Consider the following 18,152-nt stretch of genomic DNA (forward strand, 5'->3'; position numbering starts at 1 on the left):
GGGCAAACCACCTGGTAGAGCCTATCGCGCGCCTACTCGAAACCATGCGGTGTGCATGGTCATGCACCGATCCCTGCGATCAGGTGCTGTCATCGCTCATCAGCTGCTCGATGGCAGCCAGCACCTGGCCCAGCGCCTCCGGTCGGCTGGACGGTGCCGCAAGCGAAACCCACGGCCAGCCCTTGAAGCCCTTCGCCCGTTGCGCCGCGAGCCTCTGCTCAAGTCCGTCGACGGCCGGCAGGGCGTTCGCGAAGGCCGAAGTCGCGTCGCTTCCCAGGTGGTGGGTGATGGACCCGAAGCTGAAGGCGAGATCGTCCTTGTCCGGATCCTCGCGCAGTGACAACGTCCAGACGGGAACCTCCCTGCCCGAGGCCGGAAAGTAGACGGAGAAACTGGGGTACCCCGCTCTTGCCCGCCTGGCCTGACCTCGACTGTGTCTTGTTGGCTGTGGCCACCTCGCCGTGAACTCTCGGGACGAGTACACGGTGATCACCGCTGCCCCTGTACTGGGTCAGCTCGACCGCGTAGACATCGGTCTGCCGCAGCTGACGGTTCAGAAACTCGACGATGGCCCTCAGTTCCAGAGGTATCCGGTCCGCCACGAAGAGCAGCCGCATCCGCCCGGCCGCGAGCCGCTCCTCGACCGTCGCCCAGAACTCATCGGGCGACTGGCCGCCCAGCAGCTCCTGGTAGGCGTCCTCGAGAGGCCGCCCGTCCACCGCACAGGTTTCCTCGAAGGACCGCCGGAGCAGCGCGGCAGGCCAGTAACGCGCCCCGTTGGCGGCGTAGTCGAGCATCTGGCCCACGACTTCCCGTCGTAAGCGTGTGTCGGCCGCCCGCTTGACCTCCACCAGGGTCGGCACACCGTCCGCGTCCACGAACAGATGGTCCAGCCAGTACGCGGAGCCGCTCTCGGTACTGGTGGGGACTCTCATCTCGCGCGCCACGAGAACGAGCCGAAGGGATCGGCCGTCGGCGAGCGAACCGAAGTCCAGGATCCGGGGATGGCGTGCGAGCAGCGCCTGGAACTCGGCCTCGGTATCGAAAGGGGCAGGCTCCAAAGCGTTCAGCCCCTCGCCGAGCAGAAACACCGGTTGTTCGGCCACTTCCATCCCCATCCACATCCCTACGAACGTCGATCGCCGCTGCCCACAGGCTCATCGAACTGCACTGACAACCGAGCAGGGATCGGTCGTGGCCAGGTCGGTACCGTCGTCACACAAGGTCGGACAGCAGTACGTCGAGGACCGTCTCTTCCTCGACACGGACAGCGAGTTCCAAGAGAGCCTGCTGTAGATCCGGGTCCCAGAGAGCCTCGGCCGGCTGCCCTGTGAGTGGCAGGCCGTCAGGCCTTGCGAGCACCGCGGCGCGGTAGTCGGCTGCCGTGTAGCGCCAGGGCCGCCAGGGGACGCGACGCAGCAGTGCAATTGCGATGCGGAGCCCGCCCCAGTCAAAGTCTCCGTGGTAGATCAGTGCTCCCCCACGCTCGTGCAGGTGGCGTAGGCGGCAACGCCGACCAGCCGGGCCGCGAAGGCGGGAAGCGAGACGAGCGGGTCTGCGGAGAGGCGCTCAGGTCAGTGGCGACTTGGCCGAGGAGGTCTTGAGCTGTGGCAGGTGTGTCGGCGTGCGACGTACCAGGTCGCCGCCACGAAGCAGGACGGCCGCCCTCAGCACCGAGGCTACATCTCCGTCCGCGTACGCCAGTAACGCCGTCTTCACTCCCTGTGCCGCACGTTCTGGAGCCACTGACACCCGAGTCGTCAGCAAACGACCGGAAGTCTCAGAAGCGGCCAGCAAGTGAACGCTCGTCCACGCAGGTCAAAGCCCCCCTCACCCACCCACCAAGCGCCTTCTACACGCATGATCGCGGGCCGAGGCCTCATTAGGTGCGGTCTCCGGCATGCCAGCCGTCTCGTTCGAGCAAATACATGTGGAAGTGCCCGCCATCGACGGCCGAAGCTGACAGCATCTAGGCGCCGAACGTCCAAGGTGAGTTGGAGGCGGGCCATTTGGAGCGGCAGGTCAATGAGCGTCAGCTTGCGGTACTGGAGTGGGTGGGAACCGGGTCCCCTGCCGGTGTTTGGGAGACCAGCTCCTACAAGACCACGTGCCAGGCACTGCAGAGCCGGGGCTTGGCCACGGTCTCCCGAAAGGGTGGGCAGTGGAGCGTCGTCCTGACGGCTGCTGGCCAGCATTACCTGGCACACGGCACCTACCCTCCACGCGGGTCCCGCCCGCGGAAGACCCAGGTCGCCACTCCGCAACCGCCGCCCACCCGAGCCCTGGAGACTCCGGCAGCCGAGCGAAAGCCAAGCCCTCCCCCACAGCCTCGCGTGACGTTCACGGAGCAGTTGCTGCAAGAGCTCGCGGAGGCCGGCGGCAAGATCGTCAAGAGCGGCAGCGGTCCCGGCTTGGAGAAGTGGCCGTCCCGCGTCGCCGCGGCACGCAGGTCCGGAAGGGTCCCGGAGGCGAAAGAGCTAGACGGGGGCTGGTGCCGTGGCGGGTACGAGATCCAACTCGTCGACATCCCCGCCTGGCGCCTCGCCGTCCTCGAACCCGTCCGCGTGCCCTCCCGGCTCGCGCGGCCGCACACCGTGGTTCCGGGCCATGCAGAACGAACCCCAGCCGCTGGGCCTCACCAAGTCCGTCCAAGGACGCGCCCTCAGGCTTATCCAGGCGCTGATCATCACTGCCGAGAACGAAGGACATTCCAGTTCGGCAGGACAGACTGGCTCCGCGCCCCCGTCCCATCGCCGCCGCAGGGCAGATCCCCACTTCACCATCACGGCACAGGGCCAGGCAGTGGGGTTCCTTGTCCTCCAGGAGCAGGACCGGACGGAGCACGTCGCTACCGAGAAGGAACTCGCCGAGGCCAAGAAGAACTCCTGGATCAGGATCCCCCGCTTCGACTACACCCCGTCCGAACGCCTCCGCTTCGTCCTCAGCGGCGGCCAGCCGCACCGGGCGAGCGAATGGGCCGACACCCCCGGCCGCTCCCTCGAAGACCAGCTCGCCGAGATCGCGCAGGAGGTCACCCTTCGCGGCGAAGCCGCCGAACGCAGACGTCTCGACGAGATCGAAGCAGCGCGTCAGAAACGCGTCCGCTGGGAAGCCGCCATGGAAGAAGCGCGCGTCCAGTACGCCGAGGCGTACCGCGTCAGGCACTTCGAGGCGCAGGAAGCCGCATGGCGCCACGCCATCCGACTGACGGAGTACGTGAGCGCCGTACGCACTCGGGTCGAGGCCATGCCCCCAGGCCAGGACAGGAGCGAAGCCGAAGCGTGGATCGACTGGGCAGCAGCCCGCGTGGAGCGCCTCGACCCTCTGAACACACCGCCGCGACTGCCCGACATCCCCGAACCACGAGCCGACGATCTCAGGCCCTTTCTCGGGCACTGGAGTCCCTACGGCCCCTGACACAGCACGCACCGGACACCCCACCGAGCGTCACGGAACGTCACTACCGAGAAGCGGATGAGACAGTGGCAGCCAACAGCTCGGCAGCCAGCGCCTCAGCCACCTCAAGGCTCCTACGACCACGCCCCCGAGGGCTCCAGCCAGCGGTTGACAAATACGCATGACGAGCCATCAGAAACCGTGCCGTCCGTGCGTCAAACGTGCGTCACGTGCGTCAGATTTGCGTCAAGATATCGCACCTAACGCACGTAACTCCCATAACGCACACTTGGAGAAACCGCAGGTCAGGCGTCCTTCTTCACCGGCTCCAGGATCGCCACACACTCCACGTGGTGCGTCATCGGAAACAGATCGAACGCCCGCAGCGACCGCACCCTGTAGCCGCCCTCGCGGAAGTAGCCGAGGTCACGGGCCAGCGCCGCCGGGTCGCAGGCCACGTAGGCGATGCGGCGGGCGCCCAGGCCCGTCAGGTGGCGTACCGTCTGCTTGCCCGCGCCCGCGCGCGGGGGGTCCAGGACGATCAGGTCCGCCTCGGTGATGCCCGTGCGCGGGAGGACCGATTCGACCTTGCCCTGTTCGATGCGGACGCGGTCGAAGCCCGCGAGGTTGTGGCGGGCGTCCTCCACCGCGCGCTTGCCGGACTCGATGCCGAGGACCGCGCCCTGCTCGCCGACCCGGTCCGCGAGCGCGCCCGCGAAGAGGCCGACGCCGCAGTACAGGTCGAGGGCCGTGTCGCCCTTGCGGGGCAGCAGGCCCTGCATGACCGCCAGCATCAGCGTCTCCGCCGCCTTCGGGTGGACCTGCCAGAAGCCGCCGCTGCCGACGCGGTACGTGCGGCCGTCGGCCCGCTCGCGGACGAAGGCGCGGCCGTGGACGCGGTGGACGCCCCCGTCCTTCTCCCCCACCCGCATCACCGAGACCGGCTTGTCCAGCTCCACGATCGGCAGGCGCGCGCCCGGCTTCGGGGCGAGGATCACCTGGCGGTCCTGGGAGCCGGTCGCCGCGATCGCCTCGATGGAGGCCATCCCGGACCAGTCGCGGCTCTCGATGCCGAGTTCGGAGACCCCGGTGGCCGCGATCATGCAGTGGTCGATCGGCTCGACCTCGTGGGAGCGGTGGCGGCGCAGGCCCGCGTTGCCGTCCGCGTCGACCGCGTACTGCACGCGCGTACGCCATGCCGGGACCTCGCCCGGCGGCAGCTTGTCGCCCTCGGCCGGCATGACCGTGCCGTCCCAGCCCGCCTCCTCGGGGGTGAGCCCGGCCAGGCGCTTGAGCTGTTCGGTGATGACCTCGCCCTTGAGGCGGCGCTGCGCGCCCGGCTTCGCGTGCTGCCAGTCGCAGCCTCCGCAGCGGCCGGGGCCGGCGTAGGGGCAGGGCGCCTCGACGCGGTCCTTGGAGGCTTCAAGCACCTGAACCGCGTCCGCCCGCAGGAAGCGCGCGCCCTCCTCGCCCTCGGTCACCCGGGCGAGGACCTTCTCGCCGGGCAGCGCGTGCCGCACGAAGAGCACCTGGCCCTCGGCGGTGCGGGCGACGCAGTGGCCGCCGTGCGCGACGGGGCCGACCTCGACCTCGTGCTCCTGGCCGACCAGGGACACGGCCTCGCCGGCGGACTCGGCCGACGCGTCCCCCGCCTGCGAATTCTTCGGTTCTGCCTGCATGGCGGGGTGACTCCACAACGTAAAAGGGGAACAGCCGGACAACAGCCCACCAGTCTACGTGGGTGTCGCCCGGCCGCTCACCACTGCGCCGACGCCCACCACGGCGCCGACCGCTCACCACGGCGAGGGGGCCGAGGGCTCAGGCCTTCTTGCTCGGCTCCCTGTCCCCGCCCCGGTCCCCACCCTTGTCCTTGTCGCCGCTGTCCTTGGCCCTGTCCTTGTCCTTGGCGCGCCTCGGCTTCTCCACCGGCCCCCGTCGCACCGCGCCCGGCGCGTTCCACTCCTGGCGCCTGCGGGCCCGCTTCTTCGCGACCTCGGAGGAGTCCAGCTGGTAGGGGACGGAGGTCACCATCACGCCGGGGGTGAAGAGCAGGCGGCCCTTCAGGCGCAGGGCGCTCTGGTTGTGCAGCAGGTGCTCGTACCAGTGGCCGACCACGTACTCGGGGATGATCACGCTGACCACGTCCCGGGGGCTCTCCCGGCGCAGGCTCTTCACGTACTCGATGATCGGCCGGGTGATCTCGCGGTAGGGCGAGTCGAGGACCTTCAGCGGCACGGTGATGCCGCGCCGCTCCCACTCGCCCTTGAGCGCCTTGGTCTCGGCCGGGTCGACGTTGACGCTGAGCGCCTCGAGGGTGTGCGAGCGCATCAGCTTCGCGTACGACAGGGCGCGCAGCGTCGGGCGGTGGATCTTGGAGACCAGGACGATCGAGTGGACCCGGGAGGGGCGCATGTTGTCGTCGGAGGGGGTCTCCGGGGCGGCGATCTCCTCGGCCACGCGGTCGTAGTGGCGGCGGATCGCCGTCATCGTCACGTAGAAGATGCACATGCCGAGCAGCGCGACCCAGGCACCGTGCGTGAACTTGGTGATGAGCACGACGACCAGTACGAGGCCGGTGAAGAAGGCGCCGAAGGTGTTGATCGCGCGGGAGCGGATCATGTGCCGGCGCTTGTTCGGGTCCTTCTCGGCAGCCAGGTGACGGTTCCAGTGCCGGACCATGCCGATCTGGCTGAGCGTGAAGGAGACGAAGACGCCGACGATGTAGAGCTGGATCAGGCGGGTGGAGTCGGCGCCGTAGATGACGACCAGCAGGGCCGCCGCGCCCGCGAGGAGCACGATGCCGTTGGAGAACGCGAGGCGGTCGCCGCGGGTGTGCAGCTGGCGCGGCAGGTAGCGGTCCTGGGCGAGGATCGAGCCGAGCAGCGGGAAGCCGTTGTACGCGGTGTTGGCGGCGAGGAACAGCACGAGCGCGGTGGCCGCGGCCAGGATCATGAACAGGAGGCTGCCGTGGCCGAAGACGGCCTCGGCGACCTGGGAGATGACCGGGTTCTGGACGTAGTCCGCGCCGGCCGGGACGCCGTTGTGGAAGAGGTCCTTCGCCGGGGTCTCCGCCATGCGGACCTTGGTGACCATGGCGAGCGCGATGATGCCGCAGAACATGGTGACGGCCAGGGCGCCCATCAGGGCGAGGGTCGTCGCGGCGTTCTTGGACTTCGGCTTGCGGAACGCCGGGACGCCGTTGCTGATCGCCTCGACGCCGGTGAGCGCGGCACAGCCGGAGGAGAAGGCCCGCAGGAGCAGGAAGACCAGCGCGAAGCCGGCGAGGCCCTGGTGCTCGGGCTTGATCTCGTAGTCGGCGGTGGGCGCCCGCATGCTGTCGCCCAGGACGATCCCGCGGAAGGCCCCCCAGGCGACCATGATGAAGACGCCGGCCACGAAGACGTACGTCGGGATGGCGAAGAGCTTCCCGGACTCCTTCACGCCGCGCAGGTTCATCAGCGTGAGGAGGATGATCACGGCGACCGCGCACAGGACCTTGTGCTCGACCACGAAGGGGACCGCGGAGCCGAGGTTCTCGATGCCCGAGGAGATCGACACGGCCACGGTCAGGACGTAGTCGACGAGCAGGGCGCTCGCGACGGTGAGCCCCGCCTTGGGGCCGAGGTTGGTGGTGGCGACCTCGTAGTCGCCGCCACCGCTCGGGTAGGCGTGCACGTTCTGTCTGTACGACGCGACGACGGTGAACATCAGCACCACGACCGCGACGGCGATCCACGGGCTGAAGTGGTACGCCGACACCCCCGCGATGGAGAGGACCAGGAGGACCTCCCCAGGCGCGTAGGCCACGGAGGAGAGCGGGTCGGACGCGAAGACGGGGAGTGCGATGCGCTTCGGCAGGAGCGTTTCTCCGAGCCGGTCACTGCGCAGTGCGCGCCCGATGAGGATCCGTTTGGGCACGTCGGTCAGTTTGGACACGCAGAGGATCGTAAGCGTTCGCAAGGACACCCGCCCACCCACCACCCCCATCTGCCCCGGTTAACCGCCGTGTGGGAGGCTGCCTTCTTTAGAGCGCTGCTCAAACCAGCCGTCGGGGCCCTCCCCGGCGCCTTCGGCGGCAAAGCCCCCGCCCGGCCCCCCGAAGCGGCCGGCCGACCGCTCCTGCGCTCGGCGGACCGCACCGGACGGCCACCAGGTCAGGCGGCCGAGGAGCAGCAGCGCGGCGGGCAGGATCATGACGCGGATCACGAACGCGTCGAGCAGGACGGCCGCCGCGAGGACGAAGCCCATCTGCTTCATCTCCAGGATGTGCAGCATCACGAAGCTCGCGAAGACGGTGACCATGACGATCGCCGCGCTGGTGACGATCTTGGCGGAGGAGGCGATGCCGTCGAGGACCGCCTGCCGGGTGGGCACGCCGTTCAGGGCGGCCTCGCGGATCCGGCTGACCACGAAGACCTGGTAGTCCGTGGAGAGCCCGAAGAGGATCACGAAGAGGAAGAGCGGTACGCGCGAGGAGATCCCGCCGAGTGAGACGAAGGACAGCAGGTCCTCGGCCCACCGGCCCTGGAAGACCAGGACGAGCAGTCCGAGCGCGGAGGCCGCGGAGAGCAGGTTGAGCCCGACGCCGAGCAGTGCGAGGACGGCCGAGCGGAACGCGTAGAGCGTCATGAGGAAGGTCATCAGGAGCAGGAAGCCGAGGACGAGCGGCAGCTTGTCGTTCTGGTGCGCCACGTAGTCGACGCCGCGCGCCACCTCACCGGTGACGGCCGTCTCGACGCCGGGCAGTGTGCCGACGGTCGCCGGCAGGTAGTCGGCGCGCAGGTGTTCGAGCGAGCCCTCGGACTCCTCGGAGTACGTCGGATGCGGGGTGTTGAGCTCCAGGGTCGTGGTCCTGCGGTCGTCGGAGGAGCGGATGAGCGGGGCACCGGAGCGCTTCGAGAAGAGCGGGTCCGCCTGTGTCTCGCGGGCCAGCTCGCGCAGCGCCGCCGTCACCTCGCCGGCCCGCGAGGCGTCGGCGCGCACCACGACGAGGTGGCGGACGCGCTGCTCCGGGAAGGCGTCGAGCAGCCGGTCGTACTCCTTCATCGCCGGTATCTCGCGCGAGAAGCTGTCGCGCGCCGGGTTCTTGAGGTGCATGTTCAGCGCGGGCAGCGCGAGCCCCAGCATCACGAGGACCGACAGGCCCAGGGTGAGCGCGGGGTGCTTGCGGGCAGGTGTGAGCAGGGCGTGCCAGACCTTGCCGGGCTTCTTCTCCTCGTACATCCGTACGGGCTTGCCCTGGTCGCGGCGCTTGGCGGCGCGACGCTCCGCACGGCGCTCGGTGCGGCGTCCCAGCTTGACCAGCAGCGCGGGAAGGACCGTCACCGAACTGAGCACGGCGACGGCGACGACCAGGATCGTGCCGGTGGCGAGCGAGTCGAAGATGACGTCACCGGCGAGGTAGAGCGCGGTCGTGGAGACGATCACGGCGAGCCCGGAGACGACGATCGCGCGGCCCGCCGTCGCGGCGGCGGCCTCGACGAGCGCCTCGGAGGTGAGGCGGCCGCCCGCCCGCGCCCGTTCCTCGCGTTCCCGCTTGAGGTAGAAGAGCGTGTAGTCGACGCCGACGGCCATGCCGATGAGCAGGATCATGCTCATCCCGACGCCGGTGTCGGGCAGCAGGTGCGAGGCCACCATCGCCAGGCCCATGGTCGCCATGATCGAGGTGACGGCGAGCAGCAGCGGTACGCCCACCATGACGACCGAGCCGAAGACCACCGCCAGCGTGATCAGGGTGATGGGCAGCGTGATCGCCTCGGAGAATTTGAGGTCGTCGTTGCGCTGGCCGTCCACGCCCGCGCTCACGGAGGCGTCGCCGGTCTCCTCGATGACCAGGTCCGGATGGGCCTTCGCGGCCTCCTCGGTCTGGGCCCGCAGCGGTGGGACGTTCTCCTGGTCCTCCTGTTCGGAGCCGTTGAGTTCCACCTGGACCCGCAGGACGCGCCCGTCCGCCGAGCGCACCGGCTCCGCCACCGAGGCGACCTCCGGCAAGGCCTTCATCCGAGCGGTGACGTCCTTGACGGCGGCGTCGGCGGCCGCCTCGTCCAGCGGGCCCGACACGGCCCGGATGAGTATCTGTTCCGTGGGCCTGAGCTGGACGCCGCCCTCGACGGCCAGGGCCTCGGCCCGCCCCGCCTCGCCGACGCGGAAGTCCTGCGACGTCGCGCTGTTCATGCCGGCGGCGATCCCGCCGCCCAGGCACAGCACCACGAAGACGAGCCATCCGATGATCGCCCGCCATGGGTGCAGCGCGCTCCACCGGGCCACGCGCACCGTGGCCGATCGCTTTCTCATGTCCGTCCCGCCCCCACCAATTCGACCTTGCCTGTCATGTGTAAGTGGAGACTGACAGGTGAAGGAATGAACCGTCAACTGTCATGCCGAGGCGTCGGGACGTGGATTGACAGCGGAACCCGCCATACGTAAGCCTTGACTGACAGGTAGGGACAGGTGTGGTGACCAACGCGAGGGCGGACCATGGACAGCGAGGAGCTCCTGGCCTTTCTCGCGGCCGTCGGCCACGCCCAGCGCATCCGGATCATCAGCGAGCTCGCGTCCGGCCAGCTCTACGTCAGCGAGCTGGCCCGACGGCTCGGCGTGTCACGCCCCTTGCTCTACATGCACCTCGAACGCATGGAGAAGGCCGGCCTCGTCGTCGGCCGCCTGGAGCTCTCCGACGACGGCAAGGCACTCAAGTACTTCGAACTGGCGCCCTTCGACGTGCGGTTGAACGTGGATACGATCACCGCGGCCGCCCGGCAGGGTGCGGCGGACCAAGCGAGCCCCGCGGATCCGTCGGACCGGACGGGCGAGGACGAACAGCACTCAGCAAAGGGGACGCCCTAGTGGAAGACGTGATCATCCCGATCGCATTTTTCCTGATACTCGCCGGCGCGATCGTCGCCGTCGCCTACTTCCAGTCGCAGCGCAACCGCGAGCGCGACCGGCAGTACGCCGAGGCCATGCAGCAGTACCGCGAGGTGGCCGAACGCGCCAGGTCGGAGCAGGAGGCGACCCGCCTGCAGCTGGTCGAGCTGGGCCACCGGCTGCAGACCGTGGAGGGTCTGCTGCGCAGCGTGGACTGAGCCGCGGCCGACCCGTCCGACAGGTGCACGGGGGTGCCCCGGGCCGACCGCGCGTGTGTAGCTTGGGCTCCGGTCTGAGACGCTTTTACCGTTCAGCCTGAGCACAGAGTATTGACACAGCCGGAAGGACGGTCGTGCACATCGTCATCATGGGCTGCGGGAGAGTCGGTTCCGCTCTCGCGCAGACCCTGGAACAACAGGGGCACACGGTCGCCGTGGTCGACCAGGACCCCACGGCCTTCCGCCGCCTGGGCTCCGGGTTCGGCGGCCGCCGCGTCACCGGCGTCGGCTTCGACCAGGACACCCTGCGCGAGGCCGGCATCGAGGAGGCGGGCGCCTTCGCCGCCGTCAGCAGCGGCGACAACTCGAACATCATCGCCGCGCGCGTCGCCCGCGAGATGTTCGGCATCGAGAACGTCGCGGCCCGCATCTACGACCCGCGCCGCGCCGAGGTCTACCAGCGCCTCGGCATCCCCACGGTCGCCACGGTCCGCTGGACCGCCGACCAGATGCTGCGCCGCCTGCTCCCCTCCGGCGCCGAGCCGCTGTGGCGCGACCCCACCGGGGGCGTGCAGCTCGCCGAGGTGCACGCGTCCCAGGCCTGGATCGGGCACAAGATCAGCCAGCTCCAGGAGGAGACCGGCGTCCGCGTCGCCTTCCTCACCCGGCTGGGCGAGGCGGTCCTGCCCACCTCGCAGACGGTCCTGCAGGAGGGCGACCTGGTGCACGTGATGATGCGCACCGATCAGGTCGACAAGGTCGAGGCGGCGTTCGCCGAAGGCCCCGAGGAAGGCGGTCACTGATGAGGGTCGCCATTGCCGGAGCCGGCGCCGTGGGCCGCTCCATCGCCGGTGAGCTGCTGGAGAACGGCCACGAGGTCCTGCTGGTCGACAAGGCGCCGACGGCCATCTCCGTCGAGCGCGTGCCGCAGGCCGAGTGGCTGCTCGCCGACGCCTGCGAGATCACCTCCCTGGACGAGGCCGCCCTCCAGCGCTGCAACGTCGTGATCGCCGCGACCGGCGACGACAAGGTCAACCTCGTCGTCTCGCTGCTCGCCAAGACGGAGTACGGCGTCCCGCGCGTCGTCGCCCGCGTGAACAACCCCAAGAACGAGTGGCTCTTCAACGAGTCCTGGGGCGTCGATGTCGCGGTCTCCACGCCGCGCCTGATGTCCGCGCTCGTGGAGGAGGCGGTGAGCGTCGGCGATCTCGTGCGGCTGCTGCGCTTCAGCCACGGCGACGCGAACCTCGTCGAGCTGACGCTGCCGCCCGAGTCCGCCCTGGCGGGCACGCTGGTCGGCGACGTGCAGTGGCCCGAGGACACCTCGCTGGTGACGATCATCCGCGGTACGCGCGTCCTCGCGCCGTCCCCGGACGACTCCCTGGAGGCGGGCGACGAACTGCTCTTCGTGGCCGCGCAGGCGCGGGAGGAGCAGCTGGAGGACCTGCTGTCGGTGCGCCGGGAGAGCTAGCGGTCCTTGCGGTACGCGGTGGGGGGCGCCCGGTGGTCACCGGGCGCCCCCCACCGCGTATGTTCACCGCGGGTCCGTCGTTCCTGGTCGCGCAGTTCCCCGCGCCCCTTACAGGGCGCCTTCCTGGCCCCGCGCCGCGGCCTTGCGCTCCTCCTCCGCCTTCTCGGCGGCCTCCATCTCCGCGAAGACGTCGATCGGCGGCGGGGCCTTCGCCAGGAAGACCCAGGTGAGGTAGACGGCGAGCAGGAACGGCGGGATCTTCAGGGCGATCAGGACCCAGCCGAACTGCGTGGTGTCCGCCCACCAGTACAGCGGGAAGAGGACCGCGCACTTGGCGAGCAGGATCAGGCCCCAGGCCCAGCTCGCCTTGGCGTACGCCGTCTTGCGGCCGGGGTTGCGGGTGCGCCAGGAGAGGTTCTCCTTGAAGACCGGGCCGAGGATCAGGCCGATCAGGGGGACGCCCGCGAGGGTCGTGATGATGTAGGCCAGGGCGAGGCCCAGGGTGTAGAGCATGCCCGGCAGGTAGAAGTCCTTGGCGTTGCCGGTCATCATCGCGAAGACCACACCGAAGGCGACGCCGAAGACGCCGCTGAAGGCGTGCTTGACGGTGTCCTTCCTGACCAGGCGGACCACCACGAGCACCAAGGACACCGCGAGGGCCGCGATGGCCGACATGTGCAGGTCCTTGTTGATCGTGAAGATGGTCACGAAGAGCAGGCCGGGAACGACCGTCTCCACCATGCCCCGCACGCCGCCGAAGGCCTCGAAGAGCGCTGCCTCGGTCACGGCCCGGGAATCGGCGTCCTGATCCGTCTTCCCCTGGTCCGTCGGCTTGTCGAGGGACGTCACCGGCTACTCCCGTCCGAGCGGTCTGAGTTCGTATTTGGGATTGAACAGCACCCGGCGGCCCCGGCTCATCGAGATCCGGCCCGACGCGAGCAGCTTGCGCCCCGGCTCGATGCCCACGATGGAGCGCCTGCCGAGCCACACCACGTCCAGCGCCGCGGAGCCGTCGAACAGCTCGGCCTCCAGGGCGGGAACCCCGGCGCGTGGTCGCAGGGTGACCGTGCGCAAGGTACCAGTAACGGTCACTATCTGGCGGTCCTGGCAGTCGCCGATACGGACACAGCCCGCGGTGTCGGCGTCCTCGCGCAGCTCCTCGGACTCCAGGTCCTCCTGGGAGGAGGACAGCCGGTCGAGCATGCGCCGGAAACGGCCCGCCGGCTTTTCGGAACCAGGAACAGCACTCATACAGAAAGCCTACCGGGGGCCGCCGACGCACCGGAAAGCGGTGCGCTCACCTGCGCTCATGCCCGCTCACGGCACAGCTCACCGCTCGAAGCGGTACCCCATGCCGGGCTCCGTGATGAAGTGCCGCGGATGTGCCGGGTCCGCCTCCAGCTTGCGGCGCAGCTGCGCCATGTAGACGCGCAGGTAATTGGTCTCGGTGCCGTAGGAGGGCCCCCACACCTCTTGCAGCAGCTGCTTCTGGCTGACCAGACGGCCGGTGTTGCGGACCAGGACCTCCAGGAGGTGCCATTCGGTCGGGGTCAGGCGTACGTCGCGCCCGTCGCGGTTGACCTTCTTGGCGGCGAGGTCGACGGAGAAGTCCTCGGTGTCGACCATGACGTCGCCCTCGCCGGCGCCGACGGGCTCGGCCCTGCGGACGGCGGCGCGCAGGCGGGCCAGCAGCTCGTCCATGCCGAAGGGCTTGGTGACGTAGTCGTCGGCGCCCGCATCCAGGGCCTCGACCTTCTCGTCCGAACTGTGCCGGGCGGACAGCACGAGGATCGGCACGCGCGTCCAGCCGCGCAGGCCGCGGATGACCTCCACGCCGTCCATGTCGGGCAGTCCGAGGTCGAGCACGATCACGTCGGGGTGGCGGGCGGCGGCCAGTTGCAGCGCCGTGGCGCCGTCGGGGGCCGCGTCCACCTCGTACTTGCGCGCCTTGAGGTTGATCACGAGGGCGCGCACGATCTGCGGCTCGTCGTCGACCACCAGCACCCTGGTCATGCCGGCCTGCCTTTCTGACTTCTGGTTCGGGGTCACCGGGTGACCTGGGCGGGAAGCTCGGGGAGGGCGGGCTGCTCCGGCGGGCGCCCGGCCACCGCCCGCAGGGTGAGGACCATGGTGAGGCCGCCCCCGGGGGTGTCCTCCGCGGCGAGGGTGCCGCCCATGGCCTCGGCGAAGCCGCGGGCGACGGCGAGGCCGAGGCCCACGCCCGCGCCGCGCGGAGCGTCACCGTAACGCTGGAAGGGCTCGAAGATGCGGTCCTTGGCGGCATCGGGGACGCCGCGGCCCCGGTCCACGACGCGGACCTCGACGCGCTCGCCGAGGGCGCTGGCGGAGACCTTGACGGGCTCGCCCTCGGGCGCGTACTTCACGGCGTTCTCGACGATGTTCGCGACCGCCCGCTCCAGCAGGCCCTTGTCCACGGCGACCATCGGCAGCGTCTCGGGGATGTCCAGCTCGGCGCTGCCGTCGGGGACGCCGCCGAGCGCCATGGGGACGACCTCGTCCAGGTCGATCTCGCGGATCAGCGGGGTGACGGTGCCGGTCTGGAGGCGGGACATGTCGAGGAGGTTGCCCACGAGGTGTTCCAGGCGGTCGGCGCCGTCCTCGATGCCCGCGAGGAGTTCGGCCTCGTCCTCCTCGGACCAGTCGACGTCGTCGGAGCGCAGCGAGGTCACGGCCGCCTTGATGCCTGCCAGCGGGGTACGCAGGTCATGGCTGACGGCGGCGAGCAGCGCGGTGCGGATGCGGTTGCCCTCGGCGAGGGCGCGGGCCTGGTCGGCCTCGGACTTCAGGCGCTGGCGGTCCAGGACGACGGCGGCCTGCGCGGCGAACGCGGCGAGGACCCGGCGGTCCGCGGCCGGGAGCACGCGGCCGGACAGGGCGAGGGCCATGTGGTCGCCGACCGGCATGTCCACGTCGGCGTCCTCGGGGCGGCCCGCCGGGCGGCCGTCGCCGGCGCTGCCCGCGCAGGTCCAGGGAGCGGTGTCGCCCGCGCGTTCCAGGAGCGCCACGCTCTCCATGGCGAACGTCTCGCGGACCCGCTCCAGGAGTGCCTCCAGGCTCGTCTCGCCGCGCAGCACGCTGCCGGCGAGGAAGGAGAGTATCTCCGACTCGGCGCGCAGCCGGGCGGCCTGGTGGGTGCGCCGGGCGGCGAGGTCCACGACGGAGGCCACGGAGACGGCGACGCCCACGAAGACGACGATCGCGAGGATGTTCTTGTTGTCGGAGACCGTCCACAGGTGCAGCGGCGGCGTGAAGTAGTAATTGAGCAGCAGCGATCCGAACGCCGCGGCCGCGAGGGCCGGCAGGAGGCCGCCGAGCAGCGCGGCGGCGACCGTCAGCGTCAGGAACAGCAGCATGTCGTTGGCGAGCCCGAGGTCGGCGTCGACGTGGGTGAGCAGCAGGGTCAGCAGCGCGGGTCCCGCGACGCCGGCGAGCCAGCCCCAGATGATCCGGGAGCGGCCGAGGCGCGCGCCGCGGGCCACCGGCAGGCCGCGCCCCTTGGCGACCTCGCCGTGCGTGACGATGTGGACGTCCAGGTCGGGCCCGGAGTCGCGGGCGACGGTGGCGCCGACGCCGGGCCCGAAGATGTACTGCCAGGTCTTGCGGCGCGAGGAGCCGAGGACGATCTGGGTGGCGTTGACACCGCGCGCGAAGTCGAGCAGGGCGGCCGGTATGTCGTCGCCGATGACGTGGTGGAAGCTGCCGCCGAGGTCCTCGACCAGGGTGCGCTGGACGGCGAGCTCCTTGGGCGAGGCGGCGGTGAGGCCGTCGCTGCGGGCGATGTAGACGGCGAGGATCTCGCTGCCGGAGCCCTTGGCCGCCATCCGGGAGGCGCGCCGGATCAGCGTGCCGCCCTCGGGGCCGCCGGTGAGTCCGACGACGATGCGCTCGCGGGCCTGCCAGGTGGAGCGGATGTTGTGCTCGCCGCGGTACTGCTGGAGGTACTCGTCGACGCGGTCGGCGACCCACAGGAGCGCCAGTTCGCGCAGGGCGGTGAGGTTGCCGGGGCGGAAGTAGTTGGAGAGGGAGGCGTCGATGCGGTCGGGCTGGTAGATGTTGCCGTGCGCCATGCGGCGGCGCAGCGCCTGGGGCGACATGTCGACCAGCTCGATCTGGTCGGCGCGGCGCACCACTTCGTCCGGCACGGTCTCGCGCTGGCGTACGCCGGTGATCGACTCCACGACGTCGCCGAGGGACTCCAGGTGCTGGATGTTGACCGTGGAGACGACGTCGACGCCCGCCGCGAGGAGTTCCTCGACGTCCTGCCAGCGCTTGGCGTTGCGGGAGCCGGGGACGTTGGTGTGGGCGAGTTCGTCGACCAGGGCGACGGCGGGGGCGCGCTCCAGGACCGCGTCGACGTCCATCTCGGTGAAGGCCGTGCCGCGGTACTCCAAGTTGTTGCGGGGCACCTGTTCGAGGCCGTGCAGCATCACCTCGGTGCGTGGCCGGTCGTGGTGCTCCACGAAGCCGACCACGCAGTCGGTGCCGCGCTCGACGCGCCGGTGGGCCTCGGAGAGCATCGCGTACGTCTTGCCGACGCCCGGTGCCGCGCCCAGGTAGATCCGAAGCTTGCCGCGTGCCATGGCCCCATTGTCTTCCCGAAACAACTGTGTACGCAGCATCGACCTTACGGCGCACCATTACGGCATTACGGACAAGGGGGTGCGCGGTCCGCGTCCTTGACAGAACCCTGATGCGGGCCGATGGCCCGGCGCGGCCGGGATCAGCGCGGATTGTCCGCGTGCGTCAGGGTCTCCCAGGCGACGAAGAGGTTGTTGGAGCCGGCGGGGCGGTTTCGCTCGGTGAGGTTGCGGGTCTGGGTCATGGGGTGGCCGAGGCGTCCGGCGAGGGCGTTGTGGCCGACCTCGGTGACGGGTCCGAGGCCCCGGTGGACCGTGCCCCCGCAGAGGGCGGCGGGGGGCGCCTCGCCCAGTTCGTACCTGGCGTGGAAGCCGAGGCCCTGGCGCAGCCGCTCCCCGACGTCCGTCGGGTAGAGGTCCTGGCCCTGGATGCGGCTGGTCTCGGCGACGTGCGAGATCGCGGAGAGGCCGTATCCGGTGTGCGTGAAGTCGCGGCACGTCTCCTGGCTGAGGCCCGTGGTGAACGTCCCCTGCCCCTGCCAGTACTTGACGATCTTCTCCCGGGTGTCGAGGTTCTGCCGGGGCACGGTCCGGGGCAGCGGCCCGTCGGAGGCGAGGTAGACGTAGGCGGCCGTGCGCGTGCGGAAGGTGGCCATCGCCTTGTCGTAGGAGGCCTTGTCCTCCAGGAAGACGGAGATGCCGATGGCGGCCTCCATCATCGAAAGCTCCCAATTGCCGTTCGAGTTCGATCCGTTGATGACCTCGGGCAGGTAGACGGTGCGCAGCATCGTCGCGAAGCGCCCGGAGTTCGCCCAGTTCCCGGGGTAGGTGTACTTGATGATCTCGGCGGCGCGCGGCCAGCTGGAGCCGGCCCAGCCGGTCTGGAGAGGGGCGTTGCTGTTGGTGTGGTCCTCGATGGTGGCCGACCAGGCGTCCATCAGCTCGATGGACTTCTTCGCGTAGCGCTCGTCACGCGTGAGGTACCAGGCGAGGGCGGTGGTGTACGCGGCGATCGCGTCCTCGCGCTCGTCGGTGCAGCCGTGGTTCGGCTCGGAGTGGCTGCCGCACTCGACCACCGCCCGGGGCTTGGGGGTACGGGAGAGGGAGGCGTAGCGGCTGCCCATCATCTGGTCGTAGGCGGACTTCCAGGGCTCGGCGCCCGCGGCGACTTTCTCGCGGGTGAAGTCCAACTGGCCCCGCGAGACGGTGACTCCGGGGTGGACGAAGGTCGTGGGGGCAGCTTCGGCCTTCCCGGTTCCGGACCAGGGCAGGAGCGCGATGACCAGGGCGGTGGCCGTGGCGACGGTCCCACCGAGGGAGAGACGGGTTCCGCGGCGGCGGTGGCGGCGTACGGGAGAGGAGGCATCCGGCATGGGGACCATCCGTTCGTCTTGGCTCGTACGGTCTCGTGCGTTCTTGTATGTGAACTTCACGTGCCTTTCTGAACGCGCGCGTTGGCCCGTGACCATAGGTACGGACCTGCCTGCCGTCAAGACGCGGCGGCGGAACCGCATGGGCGCATGCCAAAGTGGCCCGCGGCGGTCCGGACGAACCGGAACCACTGCGGGCCACACGGCAGTTGTGATGCCGTCAGGCGGTCAG

The 18,152-nt window shown here is 69.9% G+C and carries 15 protein-coding genes; 5 read left to right on the forward strand and 10 right to left on the reverse strand.

The window, feature by feature from the left end:
- Positions 1-218 precede the first annotated feature (218 nt).
- Positions 219-1,112 (reverse strand): hypothetical protein, encoded by an 894-nt coding sequence (locus ACZ5GP_RS32065; RefSeq protein ID WP_468754187.1) that lies wholly within the window; start codon positions 1,110-1,112, stop codon positions 219-221.
- A 103-nt stretch (positions 1,113-1,215) separates the two neighbouring features.
- Positions 1,216-1,494: a DUF2399 domain-containing protein gene (locus tag ACZ5GP_RS32070; protein ID WP_468754286.1), complete on the reverse strand. Its 279-nt coding sequence runs from the start codon at positions 1,492-1,494 to the stop codon at positions 1,216-1,218.
- Between the two features lie 1,113 nt (positions 1,495-2,607).
- On the opposite strand from ACZ5GP_RS32070, the gene ACZ5GP_RS32075 reads away from it, so the two are divergent.
- Positions 2,608-3,417, forward strand: a complete 810-nt coding sequence (locus tag ACZ5GP_RS32075) for a hypothetical protein (protein ID WP_405186857.1) — start codon at positions 2,608-2,610, stop codon at positions 3,415-3,417.
- A gap of 284 nt (positions 3,418-3,701) precedes the next feature.
- Here the strand turns inward: ACZ5GP_RS32075 and ACZ5GP_RS32080 are convergent, their stop codons facing one another.
- The 3 genes from ACZ5GP_RS32080 to ACZ5GP_RS32090 all read right to left on the reverse strand — a co-directional run bounded on the left by ACZ5GP_RS32080 (position 3,702) and on the right by ACZ5GP_RS32090 (position 9,690).
- Positions 3,702-5,075, reverse strand: a complete 1,374-nt coding sequence (locus ACZ5GP_RS32080) for a class I SAM-dependent RNA methyltransferase (RefSeq protein ID WP_468754188.1) — start codon at positions 5,073-5,075, stop codon at positions 3,702-3,704.
- A gap of 139 nt (positions 5,076-5,214) precedes the next feature.
- A complete protein-coding gene (locus ACZ5GP_RS32085; protein WP_468754189.1) occupies positions 5,215-7,332 on the reverse strand; it encodes an APC family permease in 2,118 nt (705 codons plus the stop codon).
- A 60-nt stretch (positions 7,333-7,392) separates the two neighbouring features.
- Entirely contained in the window at positions 7,393-9,690 is a 2,298-nt protein-coding gene (locus ACZ5GP_RS32090; RefSeq protein ID WP_468754190.1) for an MMPL family transporter, read from the reverse strand.
- A gap of 183 nt (positions 9,691-9,873) precedes the next feature.
- Between ACZ5GP_RS32090 and ACZ5GP_RS32095 the strand changes: the two genes are divergently transcribed.
- From ACZ5GP_RS32095 to ACZ5GP_RS32110, 4 genes are all read left to right on the forward strand, one after another.
- Complete coding sequence (locus ACZ5GP_RS32095) at positions 9,874-10,242, forward strand: ArsR/SmtB family transcription factor (protein WP_468754191.1); 369 nt, start codon at positions 9,874-9,876, stop codon at positions 10,240-10,242.
- On the forward strand, positions 10,242-10,481 hold the full coding sequence (locus ACZ5GP_RS32100; protein ID WP_358583574.1) for a hypothetical protein: 240 nt from the start codon (positions 10,242-10,244) through the stop codon (positions 10,479-10,481). The genes ACZ5GP_RS32095 and ACZ5GP_RS32100 overlap by 1 nt, the downstream gene beginning before the upstream one ends.
- Before the next feature lie 134 nt (positions 10,482-10,615).
- Positions 10,616-11,284 carry a potassium channel family protein gene (locus ACZ5GP_RS32105; protein ID WP_468754192.1) on the forward strand — a complete coding sequence of 223 codons (669 nt, stop codon included), beginning with the start codon at positions 10,616-10,618 and terminating at the stop codon, positions 11,282-11,284.
- A complete protein-coding gene (locus ACZ5GP_RS32110; RefSeq protein ID WP_358583578.1) occupies positions 11,284-11,952 on the forward strand; it encodes a potassium channel family protein in 669 nt (222 codons plus the stop codon). Before ACZ5GP_RS32105 ends, ACZ5GP_RS32110 begins: the two co-directional genes overlap by 1 nt.
- Positions 11,953-12,060: 108 nt before the next feature.
- Here ACZ5GP_RS32110 and ACZ5GP_RS32115 read toward each other — a convergent pair whose 3' ends face one another.
- The 5 genes from ACZ5GP_RS32115 to ACZ5GP_RS32135 all read right to left on the reverse strand — a co-directional run bounded on the left by ACZ5GP_RS32115 (position 12,061) and on the right by ACZ5GP_RS32135 (position 17,923).
- Positions 12,061-12,801, reverse strand: coding sequence for a DUF3159 domain-containing protein (locus ACZ5GP_RS32115; protein WP_468754193.1), 741 nt, complete (start codon positions 12,799-12,801; stop codon positions 12,061-12,063).
- Positions 12,802-12,804: 3 nt separating this feature from the next.
- Entirely contained in the window at positions 12,805-13,203 is a 399-nt protein-coding gene (locus tag ACZ5GP_RS32120; RefSeq protein WP_358581427.1) for an OB-fold nucleic acid binding domain-containing protein, read from the reverse strand.
- A gap of 78 nt (positions 13,204-13,281) precedes the next feature.
- Positions 13,282-13,965: a response regulator gene (locus tag ACZ5GP_RS32125; RefSeq protein WP_358581429.1), complete on the reverse strand. Its 684-nt coding sequence runs from the start codon at positions 13,963-13,965 to the stop codon at positions 13,282-13,284.
- A gap of 32 nt (positions 13,966-13,997) precedes the next feature.
- Entirely contained in the window at positions 13,998-16,553 is a 2,556-nt protein-coding gene (locus tag ACZ5GP_RS32130) for a sensor histidine kinase (RefSeq protein WP_468754194.1), read from the reverse strand.
- 140 nt (positions 16,554-16,693) lie between these two features.
- Complete coding sequence (locus ACZ5GP_RS32135; protein ID WP_468754195.1) at positions 16,694-17,923, reverse strand: alginate lyase family protein; 1,230 nt, start codon at positions 17,921-17,923, stop codon at positions 16,694-16,696.
- Between the last annotated feature and the right edge of the window lie 229 nt (positions 17,924-18,152).

The sequence above is a fragment of the Streptomyces sp. NPDC031466 genome, assembly GCF_055581265.1.

Coding starts and splice junctions, on each gene's coding strand:
- ACZ5GP_RS32130 (WP_468754194.1), bottom strand. CDS start 16,553: ATGGCACGCGGCAAGCTTCGGATCTACCTGGGCGCGGCACCGGGCGTC.
- ACZ5GP_RS32110 (WP_358583578.1), top strand. CDS start 11,284: ATGAGGGTCGCCATTGCCGGAGCCGGCGCCGTGGGCCGCTCCATCGCC.
- ACZ5GP_RS32075 (WP_405186857.1), top strand. CDS start 2,608: ATGCAGAACGAACCCCAGCCGCTGGGCCTCACCAAGTCCGTCCAAGGA.
- ACZ5GP_RS32125 (WP_358581429.1), bottom strand. CDS start 13,965: ATGACCAGGGTGCTGGTGGTCGACGACGAGCCGCAGATCGTGCGCGCC.
- ACZ5GP_RS32090 (WP_468754190.1), bottom strand. CDS start 9,690: ATGAGAAAGCGATCGGCCACGGTGCGCGTGGCCCGGTGGAGCGCGCTG.
- ACZ5GP_RS32095 (WP_468754191.1), top strand. CDS start 9,874: ATGGACAGCGAGGAGCTCCTGGCCTTTCTCGCGGCCGTCGGCCACGCC.
- ACZ5GP_RS32120 (WP_358581427.1), bottom strand. CDS start 13,203: ATGAGTGCTGTTCCTGGTTCCGAAAAGCCGGCGGGCCGTTTCCGGCGC.
- ACZ5GP_RS32080 (WP_468754188.1), bottom strand. CDS start 5,075: ATGCAGGCAGAACCGAAGAATTCGCAGGCGGGGGACGCGTCGGCCGAG.
- ACZ5GP_RS32065 (WP_468754187.1), bottom strand. CDS start 1,112: ATGGAAGTGGCCGAACAACCGGTGTTTCTGCTCGGCGAGGGGCTGAAC.
- ACZ5GP_RS32135 (WP_468754195.1), bottom strand. CDS start 17,923: ATGCCGGATGCCTCCTCTCCCGTACGCCGCCACCGCCGCCGCGGAACC.